Source organism: Hydrogenophaga pseudoflava (genome assembly GCF_031020795.1).
Lineage (GTDB): Bacteria > Pseudomonadota > Gammaproteobacteria > Burkholderiales > Burkholderiaceae_C > Hydrogenophaga > Hydrogenophaga pseudoflava_A.
The window spans coordinates 295728-321877 of sequence record NZ_JAVHJP010000001.1 but is presented as its reverse complement, the minus strand read 5'-3'; the positions used below and the strand labels follow the sequence as shown (position 1 = coordinate 321877).

Below are 26150 nucleotides of genomic sequence, written 5' to 3'. Positions count from 1 at the left end.
ACATGAGCACCACCCTTTCCGCAACGACCCTGCTGGCCGTGCCGCTGGCACCGCTGGTGGGTTCCGCCCTGGCCGGCATTCTGGGTACCACCTTCGGCGGCAACCTGATCGGTCGGCGCGCCGCCCACTCCCTGACGATCCTGGGTGTGCTGGTGGCCTTCATCATTTCGGCCATGACGCTCAAGAGCGTGGCGCTGGAAGGCGCCCGCTTCAACCAGACCATCTACGAGTGGATGGTGGTGGGCGGCCTGAAGATGGAAATCGGCTTCATGGTCGACGGCCTGACCGCCATGATGATGTGCGTGGTCACCTTCGTATCGTTGATGGTGCACCTCTACACCATCGGCTACATGGAAGAGGACGCAGGCTACAACCGCTTCTTCGCCTACATCTCGCTCTTCACCTTCTCCATGCTGATGCTGGTGATGAGCAACAACCTGCTGCAGCTGTTCTTCGGCTGGGAAGCGGTGGGTCTGGTGTCCTATCTGCTGATCGGTTTCTGGTTCAACAAGCCGACCGCCATCTTCGCCAACATGAAGGCCTTCCTGGTCAACCGGGTCGGCGACTTCGGCTTCATCCTGGGCATCGGCCTCATCGTCGCCTATGGCGGTACGCTCAACTACACCGAGGTGTTCGCCAAGGCCCCCGAGCTGGCCCAACTGGGCTTTCCGGGCACCGACTGGATGCTGGTCACCGTCATCTGTATCTGCCTGTTTATCGGAGCCATGGGCAAATCGGCGCAGTTTCCGCTGCACGTCTGGCTGCCGGACTCGATGGAAGGCCCGACGCCCATCTCCGCGCTGATCCACGCCGCCACGATGGTGACGGCCGGCATCTTCATGGTTTCGCGCATGTCTCCGTTGTTCGAGCTGTCGGACACTGCGCTGAATTTCATCATGGTGATCGGCGCCATCACCGCCCTGTTCATGGGCTTCCTGGGCATCATCCAGAACGACATCAAGCGTGTCGTGGCCTATTCCACGCTGTCCCAGCTGGGTTACATGACGGTGGCGCTGGGCGCTTCGGCCTACTCGGTGGCGGTCTTTCACCTGATGACGCACGCGTTCTTCAAGGCGCTGCTGTTCCTGGCCGCCGGTTCGGTGATCATGGGGCTGCACCACAACCAGGACATCCGCTGGATGGGTGGTGTGCGCAGGTACATGCCCATCACGTGGATCACGTCGCTGCTCGGCACGCTGGCGCTGATCGGCACGCCGCTCTTCGCGGGCTTCTACTCGAAGGACGCGATCATTGAGGCGGTGCATTTCAGCAACCTGCCTGCGGCCGGTTTCGCGCACTTCGCCGTACTGGCGGGCGTGTTTGTCACGTCGTTCTATTCCTTCCGTCTGTACTTCCTGGTGTTCCACGGCAAGGAGCGCTACGACCAGAACCCGGACGCCCATCACGGTCACGACGACCACCACGACGACCATGCCCACCATGGTGATGGCAAGCCGCACGAAACCCCGTGGGTGGTGACCGTGCCGCTGCTGCTGCTGGCCATTCCCTCGGTGGTGATCGGCTTCATGACCATCCAGCCGATGCTGTTCGGTGACTTCCTCAAGGACGCCATCACGATCAACACGGCCGCTCATCCGGCGATGGCCAAGTTCGCAGAAGAATTCCACGGCCCGCTGGCCATGGCCCTGCACGCGTTCTCCACCGCGCCGTTCTGGCTGGCCCTCGCTGGTGCTGTGACGGCCTGGTACATGTACCTGGTCAACCCGGCGGTGCCCGCTGCCATCGGCCGTGCCCTCAAGCCCATCGTCACGATCCTCGAGAACAAGTACTACATGGACTGGTTCAACGAAAACGTGCTCGCCCGTGGCGCGCGTGCGCTGGGAACCGGTCTGTGGAAGGGTGGCGACCAGGGCGTGATCGAGACCGGCGTGGTCAATGCCAGCTGGAAAGTCGTGGGCGGATTTTCTTCCGTGGTTCGTGGCTTCCAGAGTGGCTACCTGTACCACTACGCGCTGCTGATGATTGTGGGCGTGTTCCTGTTCATGACGTATTTCGTGTGGCTCGCCAAATAAGGAGAACAAGAAGATGGGTTTGCTGAGCCTTGCGATCTGGACGCCGATCCTGTTCGGTGTCGTGTTGCTGGCCCTGGGTCGGGATGACCAGGCTGGCGTGGTGCGCTGGATCGCCCTGGTGGGGGCGCTGGCCTCTCTGGCGGTGACCATTCCCCTGTACTCCGGCTTCGAGTTGGGCACGGCCGCGATGCAGTTCGTCGAGAAGATGCCCTGGATCGAGCGCTTCAACATCCACTACCACCTGGGTGTCGACGGCATCTCCCTCTGGCTGGTGCTGCTGACCGCCTTCATCACGGTGATTGTGGTGCTGGCCGGCTGGGAGGTGATCACCGAGCGCGTGAACCAGTACATGGGCGCATTCCTCATCCTGTCGGGCCTGATGATCGGCGTCTTCTCCGCTCTGGACGGCATGCTGTTCTACGTGTTCTTCGAGGCCACGCTGATTCCGATGTACCTGATCATCGGCATCTGGGGGGGGCCGAACAAGATCTACGCGGCTTTCAAATTCTTCCTCTACACCCTGATGGGCTCGCTGCTGATGCTGGTGGCCCTGATCTACCTGTACAACCAGTCGGGTGGCAGCTTCGATCTCGCTGCCTGGCACAAGCTGCCGCTGGGCAGCACGGCGCAGACGCTGCTGTTCTTCGCTTTCTTCGCCGCGTTCGCGGTGAAGGTGCCGATGTGGCCGGTGCACACCTGGCTGCCCGATGTGCACGTGGAGGCGCCCACTGGCGGCTCGGCCGTGCTGGCCGCCATCATGCTCAAACTGGGTGCCTACGGCTTCCTGCGCTTCTCGCTGCCCATCCTGCCCGACGCCTCCCACCAGTGGGCCTGGCTGATCATCACGCTGTCGCTCGTGGCGGTGATCTATGTGGGTCTGGTGGCCATGGTGCAGAAAGACATGAAGAAGCTGGTGGCCTACTCGTCGGTGGCCCACATGGGTTTCGTGACGCTCGGTTTCTTCGTTTTCAGTGATCTGGGCGTGTCCGGCGCCATCGTGCAGATGATCGCCCACGGCTTCGTTTCGGCGGCCATGTTCCTGTCGATTGGCGTGCTGTACGACCGTGTGCACTCGCGCAACATCGCCGACTACGGTGGTGTCGTCAACACCATGCCCAATTTCGCGGCGTTCGCCCTTCTGTTCACCATGGCCAACTGCGGTCTCCCGGGAACCGCCGGCTTCGTGGGCGAATGGATGGTGATCCTGGCCGCCGTGAAAGCCAACTTCTGGATCGGCGCTGCCGCCGCATCGGCTCTCATCTTCGGCGCCGCCTATTCGCTCTGGATGTACAAGCGCGTGTACCTGGGCGCGGTGGGCAACCACCATGTCAAGGAACTCACCGACATCGGTCGACGCGAGTTCCTGATCATGGCGCTGCTGGCCATTGCTGTGCTGTACATGGGCGTGAACCCCAAGCCGTTCACCGACGTGATGGATGCATCCGTCGCCGAGCTGCTGCGGCATGTCGCCATCTCCAAGCTGCCCTGATCGTGGCCTGAGCAAACACACGAACGAGTCTTCACATGATTGATCAACTCAGCTTGGTGGCGGTGTACCCCGAGATCTTCCTGTTGGTGATGACCTGCGTGATCTCGCTGGTTGACCTGACCGTCAAGTCGACGACCCGCCGTCCCACCTATGTGCTCACCCTGCTGACCCTGGCCAGCGTGGCCTTCCTGCAAGGCAAGAATGCTCTGGCCGGTCAATCGATCAGCGGCTTCGGCGGCATGATCGTGAGCGATCCGATGGGGCTGTGGCTCAAGTGCTTTGCCGCCATCGCCATGTTCGTCACGCTGGTCTATGGCCGCGACTACGCGGCCAGCCGCGACATGCTGCGTGCGGGCGACCTGTTCACGCTGTCGCTGTATGCGCTGCTGGGCATGTTCGTGATGATCTCCGGCCACAACTTCCTGGTGATCTATCTCGGTCTGGAACTGCTGACGCTCTCCAGCTATGCCCTGGTGGCCCTGCGTCGCGACGACGGCAAGGCGATCGAGGCGGCCATGAAGTACTTCGTGCTCGGCGCGCTGGCCAGCGGCTTCCTGCTGTATGGCCTTTCGCTGGTGTACGGCGCCACCGCTTCGCTGGACGTGGCGGACGTGATGAAGGCCATCGCAGGCGGTCCGGAGTCCCTCAAGGGGTCGTCCCAGGTGCTGATGCTGGGGCTGGTGTTCGTGGTGGCCGGTCTCGCGTTCAAGCTGGGCGTGGTGCCCTTCCACATGTGGGTGCCCGACGTGTACCACGGCGCTCCCACTTCCATCACGCTGATGGTGGGGGGCGCGCCGAAGCTGGCGGCATTTGCCATCGTGATCCGCCTGCTGGTGGAAGGCATGGCACCGCTCGCTATGGACTGGCAGCAGATGCTGGCGGTACTCGCCGTTGCCTCGTTGGTGATCGGTAACCTCGCCGCCATTGCACAGAGCAACCTCAAGCGCATGCTGGCGTTCTCGACGATTGCCCAGATGGGCTTCATGCTGCTGGGTCTGCTGGCCGGTGTGGTGCAAGGCGAAAAAGGGCTGGACACGGGCAACATGGCCAATGCCTACAGCGCCACGATGTTCTACGTCATCACCTATGTGCTGACCACCCTGGGCACTTTTGGTGTCATCCTGCTGCTGTCGCGCGATGGCTTCGAGTCCGATGAAATCGCCGACCTGGCCGGTCTGAACCAGCGCAGCCCGCTGTACGCCGGTGTGATGGCCGTGTGCATGTTTTCTCTGGCGGGCGTGCCGCCGCTCGTGGGCTTCTACGCCAAGCTGGCGGTGCTCCAGGCCCTTCTGGCGTCTTCCCAACCGGTGTACATCGGACTGGCGGTGTTCGCCGTGGTGATGTCGCTGATTGGTGCTTTCTATTACTTGCGCCTCGTCAAGGTCATGTACTTCGACGCGCCGACGCAGACCGCCGGCATCACCGCAGGCATGGAAGTGCGCTCGGTGCTGACGGTCAATGGCGCGCTGGTGCTGGTGCTGGGTGTGTTTCCGGCTGGCCTGATGGCCCTGTGTGCCCAGGCCATCGCCTCGCTGATCGCGTGAGTGCCTCGGCGTCGGTGTGGCTGGTGTTGCTGGCGGCTGTTCTGGCTGCCAACCTGCCATTTCTGAACCAACGCTGGCTGGGCGTGGTCCCGCGCTCCACGCCCAAGACCCTGGGCGTCCACCTGCTGGAACTGGTGGTGTGCTATTTTCTCGTGGGTGCGCTGGGCCTGGGGCTGGAGAAGGCAGACGGCCAGATCTACCCGCAGGGCTGGGAGTTCTATGCCACGACGGCGGCGCTCTTCCTCACGCTGGCCTTTCCCGGTTTCGTCTACCGCTATTTGTTCAAACGCCACGGCTGAGAACCTGCCATGAGCGAGGACCTCCATCTGCGCGAAGAGCCGGTGTCGCGCACCGAACTGCTCAGTGGGCACTTCCTGCATGTCGTGCGCGACACGGTCCGGCTGCCCTCCGGACGCGAGGCCACGCGGGAGTACGTGCTGCACCCGGGTGCGGTGATGGTGATCGGTCTGCTCGACGACGGGCGCGTGATCCTGGAGCGGCAATACCGCCACCCCTTGCGCAGTGTCATGGTCGAGTTCCCGGCGGGCAAGCTGGATGCGGGCGAGCGCAGCCTGGCCTGCGCGCAGCGGGAGTTGCGGGAAGAAACCGGTTACAGCGCCACGGAGTGGGCGTTTGCGGGACGGCTGGCGCCGACCATTGCCTACTCCGACGAGACCATCGACATCTGGTTCGCCCGCGGGCTGACGCCAGGCGAACGCCGCCTCGACGAGGGTGAGTTCCTGGACGTGTTCACCGCCACGCCCGACGAAGTGAGTGGCTGGTGCCGCGACGGTCGCATCATCGATTGCAAGACACTGGTCGGCGCTCTGTGGCTTCAGAACGTGCTGTCGGGTGCGTGGTCTCTGGACTGGACGGGGAACATGCCGCCCGAGGTCGCCCGATAATTGCTTCCATGAAGGTTCTGAACCTGCAATGCGCGCACCAGCATGATTTTGAGGGCTGGTTCGCTTCCGAAGAGGATTTCCACCAGCAGCTCGAACGCGGCCTGCTGGGCTGTCCCCTGTGCGGCGATGTGCAGGTGCGCAAGATGCTGTCCGCACCCCGGCTCAACCTCGGACGTGCGCGCGAAGAAGCGCCGGCCCCTGCCGGGGACGGCATGGTAGAGATGGGGCGCACCGCGCCAGGCTCGGAACTGCAAGGGCGCCTGTTGCGCGCCGTGCGCGAACTCATGAGCCAGACCGAAGACGTGGGCGAACGTTTTGCCGACGAGGCGCGGGCCATGCACCACGGTGAGCTGGCACAGCGCAATATCCGCGGCCGCACCACCCCCGAGGTGGCGATGGAGTTGATCGAGGAGGGCATCGACGTGATGCCATTGCCGGCCTTGCCGGCTCTCAAGGAAACTCTTCAATGAAAAAGCCCCGCGATGCGGGGCTTTTTCATGGTGGGCCTGTCAAGGATACAGGCCACGGAGATCACGTGCATGGAGGATGCGCTTGCAGGCCACGATGAAGGTGGCGGTGCGCAGGCTGACCTTGTTCTCTTCGGCCACCTGCCAGACGGCGGCGAATGCACCCTTCATGATGCGGACCAGGCGCTCGTTGATCTCGTCCTCGCTCCAGAAGAAGCTGGAGAAGTCCTGCACCCACTCGAAGTAGCTCACCGTCACGCCGCCGGCGTTGGCGATCACGTCGGGCAGCACCAGGATGCCGCGGTCGTGCAGGATGTCGTCGGCCTGCGGTGTGGTCGGGCCGTTGGCGCCTTCGATGATCATCTTCGCCTGGATGCGGCCAGCATTGGCCTCGGTGATCTGCTGCTCCAGCGCGGCGGGGATCAGGATCTCGCAAGGCACGCCCCAGAAGGCGTCGTTGTCGATCACTTCGCCACCGGTGAAGCCGGCCACCGAACCGAACCGGCCCACGTGGGCCAGCAGGGCAGGCACGTCCAGGCCGGCCTCGCGGTAGACGGTGCCGCCGTGGTCCTGCACCGCGACGACTTTGGCACCGGCTTCGGCGAACAGCTTGCCGGCGACACCGCCCACGTTGCCAAAGCCCTGTACGGCCACGCGGGCCCTGGAGATGTCCAGGCCGATGTGCTTGGCGGCTTCGACGCCAACCGTGAACACACCGCGGCCGGTGGCCTCGCGGCGGCCCAGCGAGCCACCGAGGTCGACCGGCTTGCCGGTGACCACGCCGGTGGCCGTCGCGCCTTCGTTCATGGAGTAGGTGTCCATCATCCAGGCCATCACCTGCTCGTTGGTGTTGACGTCGGGAGCCGGGATGTCCTTGGTCGGGCCGATGATGATGCCGATCTCGCTCGTGTAGCGGCGCGTCACGCGCTCAAGCTCACCGATGGAGAGCTGGCGCGGGTCGACGCGGATGCCGCCCTTGGCACCGCCGTAGGGCACGTTGACCGCCGCATTCTTGATCGACATCCAGGCCGACAGTGCCATCACTTCGGACAGCGTCACGTTCTGGTGGAAGCGCACGCCGCCTTTGCCCGGGCCACGGCTGGTGTTGTGCTGCACGCGGTAGCCCTCGAAGTGGGCCACGGTGCCGTCGTCGAGGTGGATCGGCACGTCGACGATCAGGGTGCGCTTGGGGCGCTTGAGGGTGTCCACCCAGCGGGCCAGGCTGCCCAAGTAGGGCGCGACGCGGTCGACCTGTTGCAGGTAGATGCCCCAGGGGCCGAGGTTGTTGGGGTCCAGGTAGGACGGCAGGGCGCTGGTGAAGGCGGCCGGGCTGTTGGCCGCGGCGCCGGCCGGATGCGGTGCTTGTGACATGTGCAAAGTGTCCTTGTGGGTTGTCTCATCGATTCCGGGTGGGATCGATGGGCGCGACTGTAAAGACCGGTTGCCGGTGCTGTCCAAGGCCGAGTTGCCATTCGGTTATGCGTTCGATGCATAACCGTGCCCTTCAGGCGGGCGAGGGTTTCCAGACCTGGCGCGCCACCCGGGCCATGTTTCCACCCAGGATGCCGTCGATGTCGGCGTTGCCCATACCCGCTTCGCGCAAGGCTTCGGGCAACACCGTCCAGGTGGCGACCGGTGCATACCGCATCTGCCGGATGCCATCGCCGTAGCCGTCGTTTGCGGGCCACCAGTGGCCCGGGTCGAAAGGAGGGGGCGGATCGTCGTTGAGGTGAGGCTCGCCAAAACCGATGTCCAGGCCCAGGCCGACGTGCCGGGGACCCACGAGATCGGCGACGTGCAGCATGTGGCGGACGATGTCGGTGGCGGCGGGCGACTCGACCCCGAGAAAGCGCGACACGCCGGAGATGCACACCACACCTCCCGTCGCGGCACAGGCCTGGATCTGCTCGTCGGTGATGTTGCGACCGTGCTCCACCAGCGCCAGCGGGTTGGCGTGGCTGAACACGACAGGCCGGGCCGACTGCGCCATGATGTCCAGCGTGGTGCGGCGCTCCGTGTGCGAGCAGTCGATGATCACCCCCGCCGCGTTCATCGCCTCGACCATGCGGCTTCCCAGCGCGGTCAGGCCCTGCGGGGTGTCGTGGCAGCCGCCGGCCACGCTGTTGTTGCGGTTGTAGGCGAAGTGGATCTGCCGCACGCCTAGGTCGCGGTACAGCGCCACCATCTCGGGCCGATCGAGCAGCGGCAGGGCACCTTCCAGGTCGAAGCCGACCGCGAGTTTTCCCTCGTGACGCGCTCGTTCTATGTCGGCTACCGTGTCCGGCAGGAGGTACCGGTCCGGCTGAGCGAGCAGCCGGGATCGAAATGCCGCGATCACCGGCAGGATCTGCGACAGCGGGTTCATGTCCATGCCCACATTGATGCTCACGTAGTGCACGCCCGCGGTGCGGTAGTGCTCCAGTGGTGCAAAGCTGGCGTCGGGATGCAGGGGCAGGCAGGTGTGGGCTTCCCAGCGAATCATGGGGTTCCTTGGCGGTGAGGGCGAGGCCAGCGAAGCGCCGCGCGGTGGCACCGATTTTGCAGTCCTTGATGCGGGTCAATTGGACCTGTGGTTCGGTACGAGTGGCACCAACGCAGGTGACAGCCGCACAGGCATTTGTCTTGATAATGATTTTTCACCGACGGGCGAGCACCCCGCTGCGCCCGCACAACTTGAGGAAGACCTATGTTTGAAGTGAAGAAACTGGTGCTCGCGCTGGGCATGACGGCCGTCGCAGCTGCGTCGCATGCGGCCGGCACGCTGATCTACTGTTCCGAAGGTAGTCCCGAAGGCTTCGACACTGCGCAGTACACCGGGGGCAACACCTTCGATGCCGCCGGTCATGCCATGTTCAACCGCCTCACGCAGTTCAAGAAGGGCGGCACCGACGTCGAGCCCAGCCTGGCCGAGTCCTGGACCATCTCCGCCGATGGCCTGACCTACACCTTCAAGCTGCGCAAGGGCGTGAAGTTCCACACCACCGACTACTTCAAGCCCGGGCGGGACATGACCGCGGACGATGTGATCTTCACCATCGAGCGCATGGTCAACAAGGAGCATGCCTTCAACAAGGCCTACCCCGCGCAATTCCCCTACGCCTCCGACGTGGGCCTGGAGAGCAACACCGAATCCGTGACCAAGACCGATCCGCTGACCGTGGTCGTGAAGCTCAAGAAGCCCGACCCGGATCTGCTGGTCAAGCTGGCCATGCCGTTCGCTTCCGTTCTGTCCAAGGAGTACGCCGACAAGCTGCTCGCCGAGGGCAAGGCCAGCATGATCAACCAGCAGCCGGTGGGTACCGGCCCGTTCGTGCTGCGCCGCTACGAGAAGGATGCGCAGATCCGCTACGCCAAGCACAAGGACTACTGGAACGCCAAGAACGTGCTGGTGGACAACCTGATCTTCGCGATCACCACCGACGCTTCGGTGCGCTTCCAGAAGCTCAAGGCCGGTGAGTGCCACATCATGTCCTACCCCAAGCCACAGGACATTGCCGCGATGAAGGCCGACCCCAACCTCAAGGTCGACACCGCCCCGGGCTTCAACATCGGCTACCTCTCGTACAACACCGAGAAGGCCCCGATGAACAAGCTGGAAGTGCGCCAGGCGCTGGACATGGCGATCAACCGCAAGGCCATCATCGACGCCGTTTACCAGGGCCAGGGCCAGGAGGCTTCGAACCCGTTCCCGGCCTCGCTGTGGTCCTACAACAAGAGCCTCAAGAACGCCGCCTACAACCCCGAGAAGGCCAAGGAACTGTTGAAGAAGGCCGGCGTGGCCGAAGGCACCGAGATCACCCTGTGGGCCATGCCGGTGCAGCGCCCCTACAACCCCAACGCCAAGCTGATGGCCGAGATGATCCAGGCCGACTGGGCGAAGGTGGGCATCAAGGCCAAGATCACGCAGTACGAGTGGGGCGAGTACCTCAAGCGCATGAAGCAGGGCGAGCACGACACCGGCCTGATCGGCTGGACCGGCGACTACGCCAGTCCCGACAACTTCCTGGGCGTGCTGCTGACCTGCGAGGCCGTGGGCGGCTCCAACTACGCGCGCTATTGCAGCAAGGACTTCGACGGCTATACCCTCAAGGCCCGCAACAGCACCAACCAGAAGGAACGCACCGAGCTGTACATGAAGGCGCAGGAAGTCTTCAAGAAGGACCTGCCCTGGACCACCATCGCCCACTCGACGGTCAACCAACCGATGCGCAAGGGCGTGAGCGGTTTCGTCATCAGCCCGTTTGGCGACTACAACTTTGAAGGCGTTGGTGTGAAGTAAAGCCACACCCGGTGGCTCACATGGCAGGCGTCAGGTTTGACGCCTGCTTTTTTTGTATTCGCATAACAACAAGGAGTGTTCTCTCATGCTGAGATACCTTCTCCAAAGACTGCTGGTGCTCATACCCACGTTCCTGGGCATCACGCTGCTGACCTTCTCGCTCATCCGGCTGATCCCGGGTGATCCGGTGGAGGTCATGGTGGGCGAGCGCACGCTCGACCCCGAAATGCACGCCGCGGCGCTCAAGCGACTCGGACTGGACCAACCGCTGTACGTGCAGTACGGCCGCTACCTGGCCGATCTGGCGCAGGGCAACCTGGGCCAGTCGCTCAAGACGCAGGCCAGCGTCTGGACCGAGTTCAAGTCGCTGTTCCCCGCCACGCTGGAGCTGGCGCTGTGTGCGCTGCTGATCGCGCTGGTGTTCGGGCTGATCGCGGGCGTGCTGGCCGCCGTGAGGCGCGGCACCTGGCTGGACCACACGGTCATGACCGGTGCGCTGACCGGCTATTCGATGCCGATCTTCTGGTGGGGTCTGCTGCTGATCCTGATCTTTTCGGTCGGCCTGGGCTGGACGCCGGTGTCCGGCCGGCTCGACCTGATGTTCGACGTCGAGCCGCGGACCGGCTTCATGCTCATCGACGCCTGGCTGGCCGAGCGCGCCGACCCTGAGCTCAATGCCGGCGCCTGGTGGGACGCGGTGCGCCACCTCATTCTGCCGGCCATCGTGCTGGGCACCATCCCGCTGGCGGTGATCGCGCGCATGACGCGCTCGTCCATGCTCGAGGTGCTGCGCGAGGACTATGTGCGCACCGCGCGCGCCAAGGGCCTGTCACCCACGCGGGTGATCTTCGTGCACACGCTGCGCAACGCGCTGATTCCGGTGCTGACGGTGGTCGGCCTGCAGGTCGGCACGCTCATGGGCGGCGCGGTGCTGACCGAGACGATCTTCTCCTGGCCCGGCATCGGCAAGTGGCTGATCGAGGCGATCGGCCGGCGCGACTATCCCGTGGTGCAGAACGGCATCCTGCTGGTCGCCACGCTGGTGATCCTGACCAACTTCACCGTGGACCTGCTCTACGGTGTGGCCAATCCACGCATCCGGGTGCAGTCATGAATTTCAAAGAGTTCTGGCGGGCGTTTTCGCTCAACAAGGGGGCCGTGGCCGGCCTGCTGTTCATGACCGTGGTGGTGCTGCTGGCGCTGTTCGCGCCGCTGGTGGCGCCGCACAGTCCGGTCGAGCAGTACCGCGACCATTTCCTGCAGGCACCGGCCTGGGCCGGCGGCAGCCCGCAGTTCCTGCTGGGCACCGACGAGCTGGGCCGCGACCTGCTCTCGCGCCTGATCCACGGTGCACGCCTGTCGTTGCTGGTGGGCCTGGTGTCGGTGGTGATGGCGCTGGTGCCGGGGGTGATCCTGGGCCTGGTGGCGGCCTTTGCCGGCAAGTGGGTCGACGCAGCCATCATGCGCGTGATGGACATCGTCATGGCACTGCCGTCGCTGCTGATGGCGGTGGCGATCATGGCCATCCTCGGCCCGGGCCTGGTCAACGCGATGATCGCAATCGCCCTGGTGTCGCTGCCGGCCTATGTGCGGTTGGTGCGCGCCTCGGCGATGAGCGAGCTCAAGCGCGACTACGTGACGGCCGCGCGCCTGTCGGGCGCGCGCACGCTGCGCCTGATGTTCGTGACCGTGCTGCCCAACTGCACGGCGCCGCTGATCGTGCACGCCACCATGAGCTTCTCCGCCGCCATCCTGGAAATCGCAGCGCTGGGCTTTCTGGGCCTGGGCGTGCAGCCGCCGCTGCCCGAGTGGGGCACCATGCTCGCCTCGGCGCGCGACTACATCGAAAGCGCCTGGTGGGTGGTGACGCTGCCGGGCCTGACCATCCTGCTGTCGGTGCTGGCGATCAACCTGGTGGGCGACGGGCTGCGCGACGCGCTGGACCCCAAACTCAAGTCGGCCTCATGAACGGGCAAGGAACACCAACATGAGCCTTCTGGACATCCAACAACTGAGCGTCGAGTTCGGCGCGACATCCAAGACCACGGGCCACGCCTTCCGGGCGGTCGATTCGCTCGACCTGCAACTGAACCAGGGCGAGGTGCTGGGCATCGTCGGCGAGTCCGGCTCGGGCAAGTCGGTCGCCATGATGGCGATGATGGGGCTGCTGGCCGGACAAGGCCGGGTCAGTGCCCAGCGCCTGCAGTTCGACGGCCAGGATCTGCTGAAGATCAGCGACCGGCAGCGCCGCAGGATCCTGGGCAAGGACATGGCCATGATCTTCCAGGACCCCATGACCTCGCTGAACCCGTGTTTCACCGTGGGCTACCAGCTCGAAGAGGTGCTGCGCGAGCACATGGGCCTGCGCGGCGCCGCGGCGCGCGCGCGGGCGCTGGAGTTGCTGCAGATGGTCGAGATCCCGGGCGCGCAGAGTCGGCTCGACAGTTACCCGCACCAGTTCTCCGGCGGCATGGCGCAGCGCGTGATGATCGCGATGGCGATCGCCTGCAACCCCAAGCTGCTGATCGCCGACGAGCCGACCACGGCGCTGGACGTGACCATCCAGGCGCAGATCATGGAGCTGCTGGTGCAGCTGCAGCAGGCGCACCACATGGCGCTGATCCTGATCACGCACGATCTGGCGGTGGTGGCCGAGGTGGCGCAGCGCGTGGCCGTGATGTACGCCGGCCAGGTGGTGGAGCAGGGCGCCGTGGAGCGTCTGTTCACAGCGCCCTCGCACCCCTACACCGCCGCGCTGCTGCAGAGCGTGCCCGAACACAGCCGCGGGGCGCGGCGCCTGCACACGCTGCCGGGCATCGTGCCTGGGCAGCACGACCGGCCGGCCGGCTGCCTGCTGGCGCCGCGCTGCCCCAAGGTGCAGGGGCGCTGTCAGAACGAGCGCCCCATGCTGAACGCCCACGAGGGTGCCCAGGTGCGTTGCTTCTTCCCCCTCGTGGCCGAGGAGGTTCTGTCATGAGCAACGCCGTTCCATTGCAGATGAGCACCGCTGCCACGTCGGTGATGCAGGCCGAGTCGCTGACGCGCCACTATGGCGTCTCGCAGGGCGCGTTCAAACCGAAGCTGACCGTCAAGGCCCTGGTCGACGTGTCCTTCTCCCTCGCCGCCGGCCAGACCCTGGCGGTGGTGGGCGAATCGGGCTGCGGCAAGAGCACGCTGGCGCGCCAGCTCACGCTGATCGAGCCCCCGACCGAAGGGCGGTTGCAGGTCGGCGGTGAGTGGGTGGTGCCGGGCGACCGCGCGCAGTACAAGCGCCTGCGCAGCCAGGTGCAGATGGTGTTCCAGAACCCGTACGCCTCGCTCAACCCGCGCCAGAAGATCGGCCACCAGATCGCCGAGCCGCTGCTGCTGAACACCTCACTGGGTGGAGACGAGCGCCGGCACAAGGTGCAGGAGATCCTGCAGCGCGTGGGCCTGCGGCCCGAGCACGCCGACCGCTACGCTCACATGTTCTCGGGCGGTCAGCGCCAGCGCATCGCGATTGCGCGCGCGATGGTGCTGCAGCCCAAGATTCTGGTGGCTGACGAGCCGACGTCGGCGCTGGACGTGTCGATCCAGGCGCAGGTGCTGAACCTGTTCATGGACCTGCAGGAGCAGTTGAAGACGGCCTATGTGTTCATCTCGCACAACCTGGCGGTGGTGGAACACATCGCCGACCATGTGATGGTGATGTACCTGGGCCGGGTGGTCGAGTCGGCGCCGAAGGCCGCGCTGTTCGCGGGCGCACTGCATCCGTACACGCAGGCGCTGCTGTCGGCGACCCCGTCGATCGATCCGGCGCAGCGGCAGAAAAAGATCCCGATCACCGGGGAGTTGCCGAGTCCGCTGAATCCGCCGACCGGGTGTGCCTTTCACAAGCGCTGTTCGCGTGCGGATGCGCGGTGTTCGGGTGAGTTGCCGTTGTTGCGCGAGGTCGAAGGGCGGCTGGTGGCTTGTCACCACGTGTGAATCAGGTCTCCCCCTGCGCCGCTGCACGGCTTCCCCCCTCCCTGGCGCCTTCGGCTTGGGAGGGGGACGACACCCTTGGGCCGGCGGAGCCGGACCCTCGGTGTCCCCGGGTTGGCGCTTCCCCGCGCGTTGCGGCACCGGGCGCGATGGGTTCAAACGGAAAACTGCAGCGCGGCCAGTCGCGCATACACGCCACCGAGCGCCACCAGTTCGGAGTGCGTGCCCTGTTCCACCAGCCGCCCGTGGTCCAGCACCAGGATGTGGTCGGCCTGCTGCACCGTGGCCAGGCGGTGGGCGATGACCAGCGTCGTGCGGTCCTTCATCGCCGATGCCAGCGCCGCCTGCACCATGCGCTCGCTCCGCGCGTCCAGCGCGCTGGTGGCTTCGTCGAGCAGCAGCAGCGGCGGGTTCTTGAGCATGGCGCGCGCGATCGCGATGCGCTGGCGCTGGCCGCCCGACAACCGCACGCCGCGCTCACCCAGAAAGGTGCCATAGCCCTCGGGCAGGCGTTCAATGAACTCGTCGGCAAAGGCCGCCTTCGCGGCGGCGCGCACCTCGTCGTCGCTGGCGCCGGGCTTGCCGTAGCGGATGTTCTCCATCGCGCTGCTGGAGAAGATCACCGGATCCTGCGGCACGATGCCGATGCGCTCGCGCAGGTCCTGCAGGGCCATTCGCTGGATCGGCGTGCCGTCCAGCGTGATGCTGCCCGAGGCCGGGTCGTACCAGCGCAGCAGCAGGCCGAACACCGTGGTCTTGCCGGCGCCGCTGGGGCCGACCAGGGCCACGGTCTGACCGGGTGCCACGTCCAGCGTCAGGTCCGACAGCGCGGGCTGATCGGGGCGCGAGGGGTAGTGGAAGGTGGTTGCGTCGAAGCGCACCGCGCTGCCGCGCTGTGGCCAGGGCACCGACACGGGTTGCGCGGGCGACTGCACCGGCGAGCGCAGCGCCAGCAGTTCCATCAGCCGTTCGCTGGCACCGGCCGCGCGCAGCAGATCGCCATAGACCTCGCCGAGCACCGCCACCGCACCGGCCAGGATGACGATGTAGACCACGGTCTGGCCCAGGTGCCCGGCGCTGATCTGGCCCGCGATCACCGCCTGCGTGCCCTGGTACAGGCCCCAGAGCAGCAGGGCCGCGGTGCTGATGATGATGAAGGCGATCAGCGCGGCGCGGGCCTTGCTGCGCCGCACCGCGGTGAGGAAGGCGCTGTCGGTCGAGGCCGAGAAGCGCTGCGCCTCGCGGTCTTCGGCGGCGTAGCTCTGCACCACCGGAATCGCGTTGAGCACCTCGGCCGCGATCGCGCTGGAGTCGGCCACGCGGTCCTGGCTGGCGCGCGAGAGCTTGCGCACGCGCCGGCCGAACCACATGCTGGGCGCCACCACCAGCAGCAGGATCAGCAGCACCTGGGTCATCACATAGGGGTTGGTCCAGATCAGCATCGCCAGCGCGCCCAGGCCGGTGACGGCGTTGCGCAGCCCCATCGACATCGACGAGCCGACCACGGTCTGCACGAGCGTGGTGTCGGTGGTCAGGCGCGAGAGCACCTCGCCGGTCTGGGTGGTTTCGAAGAACTGCGGACTCTGGCGCAGCACGTGGCTGTAGACCGCGTTGCGCAGGTCGGCCGTGACGCGCTCGCCGATCCAGCTCACGAAATAGAAGCGCATCGCCGACGACAGGCCCAGCAGCACCGCGACGGCAAACAGCTGCAGGAAATGCCCACGCAACGCCATGGTCTGGCCACCCCGGTCGAGGGACACCAGTCCGCCATCGATCAGCTGGCGCAGGGCCAGCGGAAACAGCAGCGTGGCCACAGCGGCCAGCGTGAGGAACAGCAGGGCGCCCGCGATCTGCATGCGGTAGGGCCGAAGGAACGGCAGCAGGCCGCTCAGCGACGTGGGTGTGGTGGCGCGGGGGCGGTCTGCGGACGAGGGAGTGCTCATCCCCACAGTGTGCCGGCAGTTGGCCGGGGCCGCTCAGAGGGGCAGGTGCCGGGCAGAAACGCGGGCGTGGGCCCGCTCCAGATCGAGGATCAGGTCGTCGATCTGTGCCATGAACTGGTCGCGGCTGGCGTACGGGTGGCGGGTGATCAGCTGGGTGGAACGGTCGGCCAGCTCGGGTTCGCCGGCCTGCCGGGCCCAGCGGCGCACCTCGCAATAGGCCAGCAGGGCGAGGCGGCCCATGTCGCCGGTGCGGCGGGCATGTTGCATGTCCCCGAGGAGATCCTCGAGGCCAACTTGCAGGGGAGCGGTGGTGGTACCCATGGTGCGGTGCAGCATTATCGGCAAAAACCGTTATGGGCTGCAACGGGTGGGCGCGATTTAGGGGTTTGTCTCTTTTTGCGACATTCCGCCGCTTCCGCCCCTCACAGCACCAGCCGTTTGGCGTAGCCGGTCATCTCCAGGTAGCCGCGGCCCACGTGTTGGCCGTTGCTGTCGAACAGGTTGGACAGGCCTTCCCAGTACACCATGCCGGTGCTGCCCTGGGCGTCCAGTTCCTGCGGGTCGATCACCGCCTTGACGGTGTAAAAGTCGGCCGGTGTGCGCACCACCCACTCGACCGGATAGCGCGCACGGGTGCGCGGGCTGGTCCAGTGGCGCTGCGGCACCCAGTCCAGTTCGCCGGGCCGGAAGCGGTAGATGTCGGTCGGGCTGTGGGCGCTGCCGGCGGCGCGGAAGGAGCCGCCGGCCCAGAGCTTGCTGCCGTCCTGGCGCCGCAGCTGGAAGGCGGTGACGCAGTGGCCATCGAACAGGTTCATGCCGAACCAGTCCCAGCCCACCGCCTCGGGGTGCATCAGCGCCTCGCTCCATTCGTGGTCCAGCCAGGCCGTGCCCTGCACCTCGAAGCGCTGGCCCTTGAGGCCCAGCGTGCCGCGCACCGCCAGCTGCGGGTGGCTCACGTAGAAGCTGGCCTGTGACGGCTCGGGGCCCTTGCGCGAAAAACCTTGGTCGCCCTGCAGCAGCCAGGCCTGGCGGGGCGTGGCCTCCAGCTCGATCTGCAGCTCGTCGCCCGAAGCGCGCGTGGTGTAGCGGCCGTCGGCCTCGCGGCGCAGGAGCCAGTCGCGGATCGCCACATGCGTGTCTTCTGCACTGGCGAACACCGCGCGCTGGGTGCGCGCCGGAGGCTCGCCATTCCAGCGGGCGATGCGCTGGTCGTGCAGCAGCCGGCCGCCCTGCACGTCGGTGATGGCCGCGTGGGCGAACAACAGCTGGCGCGCGGTGAGGCGGCTGGTCAGCGCTTCGGTGCCGTCCACGCGGCTGCGGAAAAACGTGATCTGGAAGCCGAACTCTCGTCCTGTCGTGTCCCTGGCGTGGCCGGTCAGGTACCACCACTCGGTGCGCGTGTCGTTGTGCGTGCCGTGGTCGCGCGGGAACATCAGCGGGCGCGGCACAAGGGCGCGCGGGAGCGCCGGCAGCGGCGCTGCCAGCCCCGCGGCGATCAGCGCGCGGCGCGTGAGACCGTTCATCACCAGTCCTCCTTGACCGCCTGCACCGCGTCGCGGGCGGCGGCGGCGCGCCCGGCCAGCCAGGCCGTCACCGTGCCGGCGGCCACCACCGCAGCGCACAGGGCCAGCAGGCGCCACCAGGGCAGCGAAAGCTCCATGGTCCAGTGAAAGCTCTGGGGGTTGACCACATGCACCAGCACCACGCTCACGGCCAGCCCCAGCGCCAGCCCGGCGAGGGCACCCAGGGTGGTCCACGACAGGCCTTCGAGCGCCACCACGCCGAGGATCTGCCGGCGCGTCAGGCCCAGGTGCGCCAGCAGGCCGAACTCCTTGCGCCGCGCCAGCACCTGGGCGCTGAAGCTGGCGGCCACGCCGAACAGGCCGATGCCGATGGCCACCGCCTGCAGCCAGTAGGTGACGGCGAAGCTGCGGTCGAAGATGCGCAGCGAGATGGCGCGGATCTGGCCCGCCGAGGCGAACTCGATCAGGTCCTGCGCACCCGCGGACTGCGCCAGGCCGCGGATCGCCTCGCGCACCGTGTCTTCGCCGGTGCCGGGCGCGAGGTGCAGCGCGAGGTCGTTGACGCGCAGGTCGCCCGAGAGGCGGCGGTAGTCCACCAGGTCCATCACCACGCTGCCGTGCTGGCGTGCGTAGTCGCGCCAGACGCCGGCCACGAAGAAGCGCGTGCCTGGCGGCCTCTGCGGGAACGCCGGGGCCAGCGCGTCCAGCCCGCCGCCCGGTTGCGCACTGTGCAGGTCCCGCATGGCTTCGCTCACGTACACCGCCACCGCGCCCGGAGGGGGCGTCAGCGCATCGCCGACCAGAGGCAGGCGCTGGCCCGGCGTGCCGGTGTCGTCGTGCACCAGCGGTCGCGCCAGCAGGGTGACCGCCGGCTTCGTGGTGTCCAGCAATACCTCGGTGGCGCGCAGCGGATCCACCCGCTCGATGCCGGGCAGCGTCCGCACCGCGACCACGAACTCCGGCGGCAGCGTCTGCCCTTCCGAAGCACTGCCGGCGCTGCGCACATACAGCTGCGCCGGCAGCACGCCGTCCAGCCACTGCGTCACCGAGTCGCGGAAGCTCGCCACCATCACCGTCAGCGCCACCGACAGCGCCAGGCTGGCGACCACGCCACTGGTCGCAACCGCGGCCGTCTCGCGCAGGCGGCGCGAGCGCTCCACAGCCAGCAGCACCAGTGCATGGCCCCCCGCCCGGGGAGCAATCCGGTCCAGCAGCGCGCCCACCGCCAGCGGCAGCGCCGCAATGCCGCCCACCAGCAGCAGGCCCACCGACACATAGGCGGCGAGCGGAATGCCCGCGACCGGCGGCGCCCAGGCCAGGGCCGCGGCGAGGGCCATCAGGCCCAGGGCGAGCCTGTGGCTGCGCCGGGACACCGGGCCGGACGCGCCCAGCCCCTTGAGCGCCAGGGCAGGGGCCATGGCCGCTGCCGCCCGCGCCGGCCACCAGCCGCCGGCCAGCGCCGCCACCACACCCAGCGCGCCGTAGAGCAGGGCGGCCGGCGTGCTCCAGTGCAAGGACGGCGCGACGCCCGAAAAGTAGCCACCGCCCAGGTCGCCGCCCAGCAGGCGCAGCGCGGCCGCCGCGAGCCCCGTGCCCAGTGCCACACCGAGCACGCTGCCGATCAGCCCCAGTGCCGCCGACTCGGCCAGCACAAGGCGCAGCCGCTCCGGAGCCGACAGGCCCAGCACACCCAGCAGGGCCAGCTGCTGCTGGCGCCGCGCGACCGACAGCGACAGCACCGAAAACACCAGGAAGCCGCCGGTGAACAGCGCCACCAGCGCCAGCACGGTGAGGTTGACGCGGTAGGCGCGCGAGAGCTGGTCGGCGCGCTCGCCGGCCTGGCCCGGTGGCTGGGCGACGACGTTGGGCGGCAGGGCCAGCACGCGCAACAGCGCCGGGGTGTCGGCGCCCGGTGCCAGGCGCAGGTCGATGCGGCTGACCTCTCCGGTGCTGTCCACCAGCGCCTGCGCCGCCGCAATGTCCATCACCAGCAGGGGAGCGCCGGGGGCGTTGACGGTGCCGGCCACCCGCAGGGTCGCGTGGTCCAGCCCGCGCTGCACCCGCAGCGTGGCCGGCGGATCACCCGACGGCGCCAGCGCCTGAGCGGCCGCCGGGTTGAGGAACACCGCGTCGGGCGCGAACAGCTCGAAGCGGCCGCGGCCCGCGGGGTCGTTGCCCGGCGTGGGCAGGGGCATCAGCGCAGGCGAGACCGCCGCCACGGCCAGGGCGTCCACCCCGACCAGCCGCACCCCCAGGCGCCGGCCATCGGCCGTCTGCACCGAGGTGGACACCTCCAGCACCGGGCTCGCGGCGGCCACGCCGGGCGCCTGCGCCACAGGCGCCAGCAGCGCGTCGTCCAGCCTGCCCTGGCGCGCGCGCAGCGAGAGGTCCGGCTGGCCGTTGACCGCGCTCACCGCGCCAGAGAATTCCGCCAGCGCCGAGGCGTTGATCAGCTGCACCGCCAAGGCCAGCGCCACGCCCAGCATCACCGCGGCCACCGCGGCGGCCGTGCGCCACGGGTGGTGGCGCAGTTCCTGCCAGGAATAGGTCTTGAGCAGTGCAAACATCGTGCGAGCTTAGCGCTGCGCCCCGGCCCCCCGTGCCGGACGTGGTCATGTGGTCCAATACGGGGTTTCCAACCAACTTTCCCTTGAGACCGACATGGGCAACAAAATCGTCACCGAAGCCGACCGCAAAGCCACTCCCCGCCCCACCGCCGCCAACGGCGTGGTGCTGCCCACGCCCGGCCGTGGCCAGCGCGTGAGTCTGGAGCGTGGTGTGGCCACCCGCACCAAGAAGAACCCTGGCAAGCGCTCGAAGAAGGGCGGCTGATCGCCCGTCCGGGGCCGCGCCCCGAGCTTGAAGAAAGGCCCGCCAGGGCCTTTTCTGCTTTTGGCGCGCCCCGACTAAAATTCAAAGCTTCACCGGGGGTGCCGGGCCCGCAGCAAGGCGGGCAGCGGCTGAGAAATACCCCTCTCACCTGATCTGGGTTGTGCCAGCGTAGGGAGCGTGACATGCCGGTCCGCCGTGTGCTGCGGTCCGTCCTGCTCAGCCCCGTCGCGGGCTGTTTGACAAGGCGGATGCATATGCAACGGCGGTTTCTTATTTCGGCATTCCTCTCCCTCACCACGCTGTCTTTGGCGGGCCTGGCCCACGCGCAGGCGCCGATGCCGCTGCGCGTGCTCACCCACAGCTCGTTCGACCTGCCCAAGGAGCTGCTGGCGCAGTTCGAGAAGGACGCAGGCGTCCAGCTGCAGATCGTCAAGGCCGGCGACGCTGGTGAGATGACCAACAAGCTCATCCTGACGAAAGCCAAGCCGATCGCCGATGTCGCGTTCGGCATCGACAACACCCTGCTGCCGCGTGCGCTGGCCGCCGGCGTGGTCGAGCCGTACACCGGCCCGGCGGCCCAGCGCGCGGTCGCGGTGACCCTGGACGGCGGCGTGGTGCCGGTCGACTTCGGCTACGTCAATCTCAACATCGACAAGGCGTGGTTCGCGAAGAAGGGCCTGGCCCTGCCGGCATCGCTGGAGGACCTGACCAAACCCGCCTACGCCAAGCTGCTGGTGGTGCAGAACCCCGCCACGTCCAGCCCTGGCCAGGCGTTCCTGTTTGCGACCATCGCCGGCTTGGGTGAAGAAGGTGCGTTCAAGTGGTGGGGCCAGATGCGCGCCAACGGCGTGAAGGTGGTCAAGGGCTGGACCGAGGCCTACTACACCGAGTTCACTCGCAATGGCGGCACCCGCCCCATCGTCGTGAGCTACGCCAGCAGCCCGGCGGCCGAGGTCTTCTACAGCAAGGACAAGATCACCGAGTCGCCCACCGCCAACCTGTTCCTCAAGGGCGGCGTGTTCCGCCAGGTCGAGGGCGTGGCGCTGGTCAGGGGCGGCAACCCCGCAGCGCGCGAGGCCGCTGGCAAGTTCATCGAGTTCCTGCGCTCGGTCCCGGCGCAGCAGGCGCTGCAGACCACGATGTGGATGTACCCGGCCGAGGCCGGTGCCGCGCGGGCGGACGTGATGAAGGCGCATGCGGTGGAGCCGACGGCGTTTGACAACCCGGCTGCGGCGGACATGAGTTCGAAGGGCAAGGGCTGGGTCCAACGCTGGACCAAAGTGGTTCTGAAATGAGGTTGCCCGGCCGCGGGCTGCTGCCCGCGCTGCCGCTGGTTTTCCTGGCGGTGGTGCTGGTGGCGCCGGTGCTGCGGCTGCTGGCCGAGGGGTTTGCGCCCGGTGCGGCGGACGGCGCCGAGCCGCTGCGCTGGCTCGATGTATGGCGGGACGACTACCTGCGCTGGCGCGTGCTCTGGTCGTTCGCCCAGGCGGCCATCACCTGCGCACTCGCGCTGCTGCTGGGCCTGCCTTGCGCCTGGGTGCTGGCGCGGCGTGAGTTTCCGGGCCGCAGACTGGTGCTGCGCCTGATGATGCTGCCTTTTGTGGTGCCCACCCTGGTGGCGGCCATGGGCGTGCTGGCGCTGTGGGGGCCGCGCGGCCTGATCGGCGGGCCGCTGGCCGACGCCGGCATCGAACTCACCGACACCCCCTGGCTGCTGCTCTATGGCAACCTGTTCTTCAACCTCTGCCTGGTGGTGCGCGCGGGCGTCGACGCGCTGGACCAGGTGGGCGCGCAGCGGCTGGCGGCCGCCCGCACCCTGGGCGCCACGCCCTGGCGCGCGTTCTGGCGCATCGAGTGGCCGGCCATTGCACCCTGGCTGGCCTCGGCGCTGTGCCTCGTGTTCCTCTACTGCTTCGCGGGCTTCGGCCTGGCCCTGGTGCTGGGCGGGCAGCGCTACGCCACGGCCGAGGTCGAGATCTACACCTTGGTGGCGCACGAACTGGAGCTGGGCCGCGCGGGCGTGCTGGCGGTCTGGATGATGGCGCTGACCGGGGTCGTCGCGCTGGCCTACGCCTGGCTGGAGCGGCGGCTGGCCGCGCCGGCGCGGGTCACGCCCGTGCTGCGACAGCGGCCCTCGGGCACCCTGCAGTGGCTCGGCGTGGCCGGCGCCATGGGGCTGCTGGTGCTGGTGTGCGTCGCGCCGCTCGCGGCCATCGGCTGGCACGCGGCGTCGGCGCTGTTCTCGGGCTCGGGCGTGGACGTGGTCACCGACCCTGAGACCCTGGCCGCGCTGGGCAACACGCTGCGTTTCTCGGTGCTGGCCGTGCTGTTCTCGACCGCGCTCGGCCTTTCGCACGCCTTCGCCTTGCAGGGCGCTGTGGCCTGGCGCGCGCTGGCCTTTCTGCCTTTCGTGGTCTCGCCGGTCAGCGTGGCCTTCGGCCTGCTGCTGCTCTACCCCGGCTGGAGCGCGAGCCTCGTGGTGCTGCTGGCGGCCTACGCGCTGCTGGCCTGGCCCTTCGTCACCAAGTCGGTCAGCTCTGCTCTCGACGGCCTGCCGGCCCACTATGCGCAGGCCGCAGCCACGCTGGGCGCCTCCCCCTGGCGCGTGTTCCGCCGCGTCACGCTGCCGCTGATCGCGCCCGCGCTGCGCCGCGGCATGGCCTTTGCCGCCGCCACCGCACTGGGCGAGTTCGCGGTCACGCTGTTCCTCTCGCGGCCCGAGTGGACCACGCTCACCACCCTGATCCACCAGCACCTGGGGCGACCCGGCGCGGCCCAGCTGGACGCCGCCTTCGTGCTCGCGGCGCTGCTGATGGCGCTGGCGCTGCTGGCCTTCGTGCTGATCGAAGGGCGGGGCAGGGACAATGCGCGCCATGCTTGAGCTGCGCGACATCCACAAACACTGGCACGACGCACCCGAATGGCCGCTGCTGTCCGGCGTGAACCTGCGCGTGGACGCGGGCGAGACGGTGGCGCTGCTCGGCGCCTCGGGCAGCGGCAAGAGCACCCTGCTCAAGATCGTGGCCGGACTGGAAGCGCCGGAACGGGGCAGCGTCTGGTTCGACGGCGTGGACATCACCGCCTGGCCGCCCGAGCGGCGCCGCTTCGCGCTGATGTTCCAGGACTTCGCGCTGTTCCCGCACCTGAACGTGCGCGACAACGTGGCCTTCGGCCTGATCGAGCAGCGCGTGCGCAAGGCCGAGGCCCGCGAGCGCGCGCAGGCCATGCTGGCGCGTTTCGGTCTGGCCGGTCACGGCGACGCGCGGGTGTGGACGCTCTCGGGTGGCGAGCAGCAGCGCGTGGCGCTGGCGCGCGCGCTCATCACGCAGCCGCGCGCCCTGCTGCTGGACGAACCCTTCTCCGCCCTTGACGCCGCGCTGCGCGAGCAGCTGCGCTCGGAGTTCAAGGAGCGCATCACCGAGGCCGGCATGGCCGCGATCCTGGTGACGCACGACGAGCAGGAGGCGCGCTCCATGGCGCGGCACGCCTGGGGGTTGAAGGACGGGAAACCGGTCGCGCTCTGGTGACGTCGGCACTGGGTGAGAATGAAGATTCTTCGTTCCCACCAAGGAGGTTCCCATGGGCTGGTTTTCCAAGAGCAGTGATTTTTTCCTCTCCACCACCACGCCGCCCGACATCGCGCGCAGCCAGTACCTGGGCGTGGTCAACGGCGAGGCCATCATCGGCGCCAACATCTTCCGCGACATGTTCTCGTCCGTGCGCGACGTGGTCGGCGGCCGCGCCGGGGGCTATGAGCGGGCGCTGTCGGGCGCGCGCGACGCGGCGCTGGAAGGACTGATCGAGGCCGCGAAAGAGCTGGGTGCCAACGGCGTGATTGGCATCGACTTCGACTACGAAGTCATGGGCGAGACCAACGGGATGATGATGGTGGCCGTCAGCGGGACGGCGGTGAAACTGGGCTGATCTCCGCGGCAGGCAGTGACGGCGGTGTCTCGGAGCGCAGCGCCTTCAACAGCTTCATTCCCCCACGCCCGTTGACCTCCTGCCCCAGCCGCGCCTGTTCGGTGCGGATGGCGGTGCGGCTCTTGTCGCCGAGCATGCCGTCGACCAGGCCCACCTCGTGGCCGGCGAGCAGCAGCAGGATCTGCAGTTCGCGCCGTTCGGCGCGAGAGAGGCCGGGGTCGTCGGTGGGCCAGGGTGTGGCGAACGGGCCGGCACCGCGCAGCCGGTCGCTCAGGTGGGCGATGGCCAGGCCGTAGCTTTCGGCGGCGTTGTAGCTGTAGATCGCGTCGAAGTTCCTGAACACCAGGAAGGCCGGGCCGGTGGGGCCGGCCAGGGTCATCAGGCCGGCGCTGCCCAGGCCTGTGGGCAGCGGTGAGCCGTCGACCTTGCGCAGGCCGCGCGCCACCCATTCGCTCACCGGCCGTTTGCTGCGTCGGCCTTCACCATCGGTGCTGAAGCCCGGTGGCAGCTGCACCTCGAAGCCCCAGGGCTGGCCGCTCTGCCATCCGGCCCTGGCGAGGAAGTTCGCGGTGGAGGCGAGCGCATCGGCGGTGTTGTCCATCAGGTCGCGCCGGCCGTCGCCATCGCCATCGACCGCGAGGCGTTCGAAGGTGGTGGGCATGAACTGGGTGTGGCCGAAGGCGCCGGCCCAGGAACCAACCAGGCGCTCGGGCGCGATGTGGCCGGCCTGCAGGATGCGCATGGCCGAGTACAGCTCGCCCTGGAAGAAGGCCTGGCGCCGGCCGTAGCACGACAGCGTGCCCAGGGCCTGCACCAGCGGGTACTTGCCCAGGCTCTGGCCGAAGTTGCTCTCCACGCCCCAGACGGCGACCACGGTGGCGGGGTCGACGCCGAAGCGCTGCTGCACCCGTTCGAGCACCGCCGCATGCTGCTGCAGCATGGCCTGGCCCTGCTGCACGCGCTCGTCGTCGACCAGGCCGCTGAGGTAGTCCCAGATCGGCATGCTGAACTCGGGCTGGACGTTCAGCTTGTCGATCACGCTCATGTCGGGCGCGAGGTCGCGGGTGAGGAAACGGTAGGTGGTTTCCGACACGCCGTTGCGGCGCGCCTCGTCGCGCAGGCCGTCGAGGCACTGGGTGAAGTCGGGCGGGATGCTGGCGGGCGCGGGCTGCGCGAACGCGGGAAGGGAGAGGGCCAGCGCGGCGGCGGCCAGAAGCGGGGAGCGGCGGTTCATGAAAACGGAAAAAA

General features: G+C 67.6%; 23 protein-coding genes and 1 riboswitch. Of the genes, 16 read left to right on the top strand and 7 right to left on the bottom strand.

Going from position 1 to position 26150, the window contains the following annotated elements; translation table 11 throughout:
- Positions 1–2 precede the first annotated feature (2 nt).
- Genes nuoL through RCO38_RS01505 form a run of 6 tightly spaced genes read left to right on the top strand, consistent with a single transcriptional unit; the run spans position 3 to position 6441 of the window.
- Positions 3–2033 (top strand): NADH-quinone oxidoreductase subunit L, encoded by a 2031-nt coding sequence (gene nuoL / locus RCO38_RS01530; protein WP_308326547.1) that lies wholly within the window; start codon positions 3–5, stop codon positions 2031–2033.
- Between the two features lie 13 nt (positions 2034–2046).
- On the top strand, positions 2047–3522 hold the full coding sequence (locus RCO38_RS01525; protein ID WP_308326546.1) for an NADH-quinone oxidoreductase subunit M: 1476 nt from the start codon (positions 2047–2049) through the stop codon (positions 3520–3522).
- Between the two features lie 35 nt (positions 3523–3557).
- The gene (gene nuoN / locus RCO38_RS01520; protein WP_308326545.1) at positions 3558–5066 is read left to right on the top strand and encodes an NADH-quinone oxidoreductase subunit NuoN; all 1509 of its coding nucleotides are present in this window, start codon (positions 3558–3560) and stop codon (positions 5064–5066) included.
- Positions 5063–5365, top strand: coding sequence for a DUF2818 family protein (locus RCO38_RS01515; RefSeq protein WP_308326544.1), 303 nt, complete (start codon positions 5063–5065; stop codon positions 5363–5365). The genes nuoN and RCO38_RS01515 overlap by 4 nt, the downstream gene beginning before the upstream one ends.
- A 9-nt stretch (positions 5366–5374) precedes the next feature.
- Complete coding sequence (locus tag RCO38_RS01510) at positions 5375–5971, top strand: NUDIX hydrolase (protein WP_308326543.1); 597 nt, start codon at positions 5375–5377, stop codon at positions 5969–5971.
- Between the two features lie 8 nt (positions 5972–5979).
- The gene (locus RCO38_RS01505; protein WP_308326542.1) at positions 5980–6441 is read left to right on the top strand and encodes a DUF1178 family protein; all 462 of its coding nucleotides are present in this window, start codon (positions 5980–5982) and stop codon (positions 6439–6441) included.
- A gap of 39 nt (positions 6442–6480) precedes the next feature.
- Here the strand turns inward: RCO38_RS01505 and RCO38_RS01500 are convergent, their stop codons facing one another.
- Together RCO38_RS01500 and RCO38_RS01495 are read right to left on the bottom strand one after the other, a co-directional pair.
- On the bottom strand, positions 6481–7809 hold the full coding sequence (locus RCO38_RS01500; RefSeq protein ID WP_308326541.1) for a Glu/Leu/Phe/Val family dehydrogenase: 1329 nt from the start codon (positions 7807–7809) through the stop codon (positions 6481–6483).
- Between the two features lie 133 nt (positions 7810–7942).
- Positions 7943–8920, bottom strand: a complete 978-nt coding sequence (locus tag RCO38_RS01495; protein ID WP_308326540.1) for a dipeptidase — start codon at positions 8918–8920, stop codon at positions 7943–7945.
- Positions 8921–9124: 204 nt separating this feature from the next.
- Here RCO38_RS01495 and RCO38_RS01490 point away from each other — a divergent pair, with 204 nt between their 5' ends.
- From RCO38_RS01490 to RCO38_RS01470, 5 genes are all read left to right on the top strand, one after another.
- Positions 9125–10717, top strand: coding sequence for an ABC transporter substrate-binding protein (locus tag RCO38_RS01490; RefSeq protein ID WP_308326539.1), 1593 nt, complete (start codon positions 9125–9127; stop codon positions 10715–10717).
- Positions 10718–10802: 85 nt separating this feature from the next.
- Positions 10803–11831: an ABC transporter permease subunit gene (locus RCO38_RS01485; RefSeq protein ID WP_308326538.1), complete on the top strand. Its 1029-nt coding sequence runs from the start codon at positions 10803–10805 to the stop codon at positions 11829–11831.
- Positions 11828–12685: an ABC transporter permease subunit gene (locus tag RCO38_RS01480; RefSeq protein WP_308326537.1), complete on the top strand. Its 858-nt coding sequence runs from the start codon at positions 11828–11830 to the stop codon at positions 12683–12685. The genes RCO38_RS01485 and RCO38_RS01480 overlap by 4 nt, the downstream gene beginning before the upstream one ends.
- Positions 12686–12704: 19 nt before the next feature.
- A complete protein-coding gene (locus tag RCO38_RS01475) occupies positions 12705–13694 on the top strand; it encodes an ABC transporter ATP-binding protein (RefSeq protein WP_308326536.1) in 990 nt (329 codons plus the stop codon).
- On the top strand, positions 13691–14683 hold the full coding sequence (locus tag RCO38_RS01470; protein WP_308326535.1) for a dipeptide ABC transporter ATP-binding protein: 993 nt from the start codon (positions 13691–13693) through the stop codon (positions 14681–14683). Before RCO38_RS01475 ends, RCO38_RS01470 begins: the two co-directional genes overlap by 4 nt.
- Positions 14684–14835: 152 nt before the next feature.
- On the opposite strand, the gene RCO38_RS01465 is transcribed toward RCO38_RS01470, so the two are convergent.
- The 4 genes from RCO38_RS01465 to RCO38_RS01450 all read right to left on the bottom strand — a co-directional run bounded on the left by RCO38_RS01465 (position 14836) and on the right by RCO38_RS01450 (position 20713).
- Positions 14836–16623, bottom strand: coding sequence for an ABC transporter transmembrane domain-containing protein (locus RCO38_RS01465; protein ID WP_308326534.1), 1788 nt, complete (start codon positions 16621–16623; stop codon positions 14836–14838).
- Positions 16624–16656: 33 nt separating this feature from the next.
- The gene (locus tag RCO38_RS01460; protein WP_308326533.1) at positions 16657–16890 is read right to left on the bottom strand and encodes a hypothetical protein; all 234 of its coding nucleotides are present in this window, start codon (positions 16888–16890) and stop codon (positions 16657–16659) included.
- Between the two features lie 155 nt (positions 16891–17045).
- Positions 17046–18146, bottom strand: coding sequence for a lipocalin-like domain-containing protein (locus tag RCO38_RS01455; RefSeq protein ID WP_308326532.1), 1101 nt, complete (start codon positions 18144–18146; stop codon positions 17046–17048).
- Positions 18146–20713 carry an ABC transporter permease gene (locus tag RCO38_RS01450; protein WP_308326531.1) on the bottom strand — a complete coding sequence of 856 codons (2568 nt, stop codon included), beginning with the start codon at positions 20711–20713 and terminating at the stop codon, positions 18146–18148. Before RCO38_RS01450 ends, RCO38_RS01455 begins: the two co-directional genes overlap by 1 nt.
- A 94-nt stretch (positions 20714–20807) precedes the next feature.
- Between RCO38_RS01450 and RCO38_RS01445 the strand changes: the two genes are divergently transcribed.
- The 5 genes from RCO38_RS01445 to RCO38_RS01425 all read left to right on the top strand — a co-directional run bounded on the left by RCO38_RS01445 (position 20808) and on the right by RCO38_RS01425 (position 24902).
- Positions 20808–20978: a hypothetical protein gene (locus RCO38_RS01445; RefSeq protein WP_308326530.1), complete on the top strand. Its 171-nt coding sequence runs from the start codon at positions 20808–20810 to the stop codon at positions 20976–20978.
- An 84-nt stretch (positions 20979–21062) separates the two neighbouring features.
- A riboswitch (TPP riboswitch) is annotated at positions 21063–21171 on the top strand.
- A 61-nt stretch (positions 21172–21232) separates the two neighbouring features.
- Positions 21233–22273, top strand: a complete 1041-nt coding sequence (locus RCO38_RS01440; protein WP_308326529.1) for a thiamine ABC transporter substrate-binding protein — start codon at positions 21233–21235, stop codon at positions 22271–22273.
- The gene (locus tag RCO38_RS01435) at positions 22270–23859 is read left to right on the top strand and encodes an ABC transporter permease (protein WP_308326528.1); all 1590 of its coding nucleotides are present in this window, start codon (positions 22270–22272) and stop codon (positions 23857–23859) included. Before RCO38_RS01440 ends, RCO38_RS01435 begins: the two co-directional genes overlap by 4 nt.
- Positions 23852–24505: an ABC transporter ATP-binding protein gene (locus RCO38_RS01430; RefSeq protein ID WP_308326527.1), complete on the top strand. Its 654-nt coding sequence runs from the start codon at positions 23852–23854 to the stop codon at positions 24503–24505. The genes RCO38_RS01435 and RCO38_RS01430 overlap by 8 nt, the downstream gene beginning before the upstream one ends.
- Positions 24506–24557: 52 nt before the next feature.
- Positions 24558–24902 carry a heavy metal-binding domain-containing protein gene (locus tag RCO38_RS01425; RefSeq protein WP_308326526.1) on the top strand — a complete coding sequence of 115 codons (345 nt, stop codon included), beginning with the start codon at positions 24558–24560 and terminating at the stop codon, positions 24900–24902.
- Here RCO38_RS01425 and RCO38_RS01420 read toward each other — a convergent pair.
- Entirely contained in the window at positions 24874–26136 is a 1263-nt protein-coding gene (locus RCO38_RS01420; protein ID WP_308326525.1) for a lytic murein transglycosylase, read from the bottom strand. The genes RCO38_RS01425 and RCO38_RS01420 overlap by 29 nt on opposite strands.
- Positions 26137–26150 lie beyond the last annotated feature (14 nt).

Coding starts and splice junctions, on each gene's coding strand:
- RCO38_RS01505 (WP_308326542.1), top strand. CDS start 5,980: ATGAAGGTTCTGAACCTGCAATGCGCGCACCAGCATGATTTTGAGGGC.
- RCO38_RS01435 (WP_308326528.1), top strand. CDS start 22,270: ATGAGGTTGCCCGGCCGCGGGCTGCTGCCCGCGCTGCCGCTGGTTTTC.
- RCO38_RS01430 (WP_308326527.1), top strand. CDS start 23,852: ATGCTTGAGCTGCGCGACATCCACAAACACTGGCACGACGCACCCGAA.
- RCO38_RS01470 (WP_308326535.1), top strand. CDS start 13,691: ATGAGCAACGCCGTTCCATTGCAGATGAGCACCGCTGCCACGTCGGTG.
- RCO38_RS01455 (WP_308326532.1), bottom strand. CDS start 18,146: ATGAACGGTCTCACGCGCCGCGCGCTGATCGCCGCGGGGCTGGCAGCG.
- RCO38_RS01440 (WP_308326529.1), top strand. CDS start 21,233: ATGCAACGGCGGTTTCTTATTTCGGCATTCCTCTCCCTCACCACGCTG.
- RCO38_RS01425 (WP_308326526.1), top strand. CDS start 24,558: ATGGGCTGGTTTTCCAAGAGCAGTGATTTTTTCCTCTCCACCACCACG.
- RCO38_RS01445 (WP_308326530.1), top strand. CDS start 20,808: ATGGGCAACAAAATCGTCACCGAAGCCGACCGCAAAGCCACTCCCCGC.
- RCO38_RS01500 (WP_308326541.1), bottom strand. CDS start 7,809: ATGTCACAAGCACCGCATCCGGCCGGCGCCGCGGCCAACAGCCCGGCC.
- nuoN (WP_308326545.1), top strand. CDS start 3,558: ATGATTGATCAACTCAGCTTGGTGGCGGTGTACCCCGAGATCTTCCTG.
- RCO38_RS01480 (WP_308326537.1), top strand. CDS start 11,828: ATGAATTTCAAAGAGTTCTGGCGGGCGTTTTCGCTCAACAAGGGGGCC.
- nuoL (WP_308326547.1), top strand. CDS start 3: ATGAGCACCACCCTTTCCGCAACGACCCTGCTGGCCGTGCCGCTGGCA.
- RCO38_RS01460 (WP_308326533.1), bottom strand. CDS start 16,890: ATGCAACATGCCCGCCGCACCGGCGACATGGGCCGCCTCGCCCTGCTG.
- RCO38_RS01525 (WP_308326546.1), top strand. CDS start 2,047: ATGGGTTTGCTGAGCCTTGCGATCTGGACGCCGATCCTGTTCGGTGTC.
- RCO38_RS01465 (WP_308326534.1), bottom strand. CDS start 16,623: ATGAGCACTCCCTCGTCCGCAGACCGCCCCCGCGCCACCACACCCACG.
- RCO38_RS01475 (WP_308326536.1), top strand. CDS start 12,705: ATGAGCCTTCTGGACATCCAACAACTGAGCGTCGAGTTCGGCGCGACA.
- RCO38_RS01450 (WP_308326531.1), bottom strand. CDS start 20,713: ATGTTTGCACTGCTCAAGACCTATTCCTGGCAGGAACTGCGCCACCAC.
- RCO38_RS01420 (WP_308326525.1), bottom strand. CDS start 26,136: ATGAACCGCCGCTCCCCGCTTCTGGCCGCCGCCGCGCTGGCCCTCTCC.
- RCO38_RS01510 (WP_308326543.1), top strand. CDS start 5,375: ATGAGCGAGGACCTCCATCTGCGCGAAGAGCCGGTGTCGCGCACCGAA.
- RCO38_RS01490 (WP_308326539.1), top strand. CDS start 9,125: ATGTTTGAAGTGAAGAAACTGGTGCTCGCGCTGGGCATGACGGCCGTC.
- RCO38_RS01485 (WP_308326538.1), top strand. CDS start 10,803: ATGCTGAGATACCTTCTCCAAAGACTGCTGGTGCTCATACCCACGTTC.
- RCO38_RS01495 (WP_308326540.1), bottom strand. CDS start 8,920: ATGATTCGCTGGGAAGCCCACACCTGCCTGCCCCTGCATCCCGACGCC.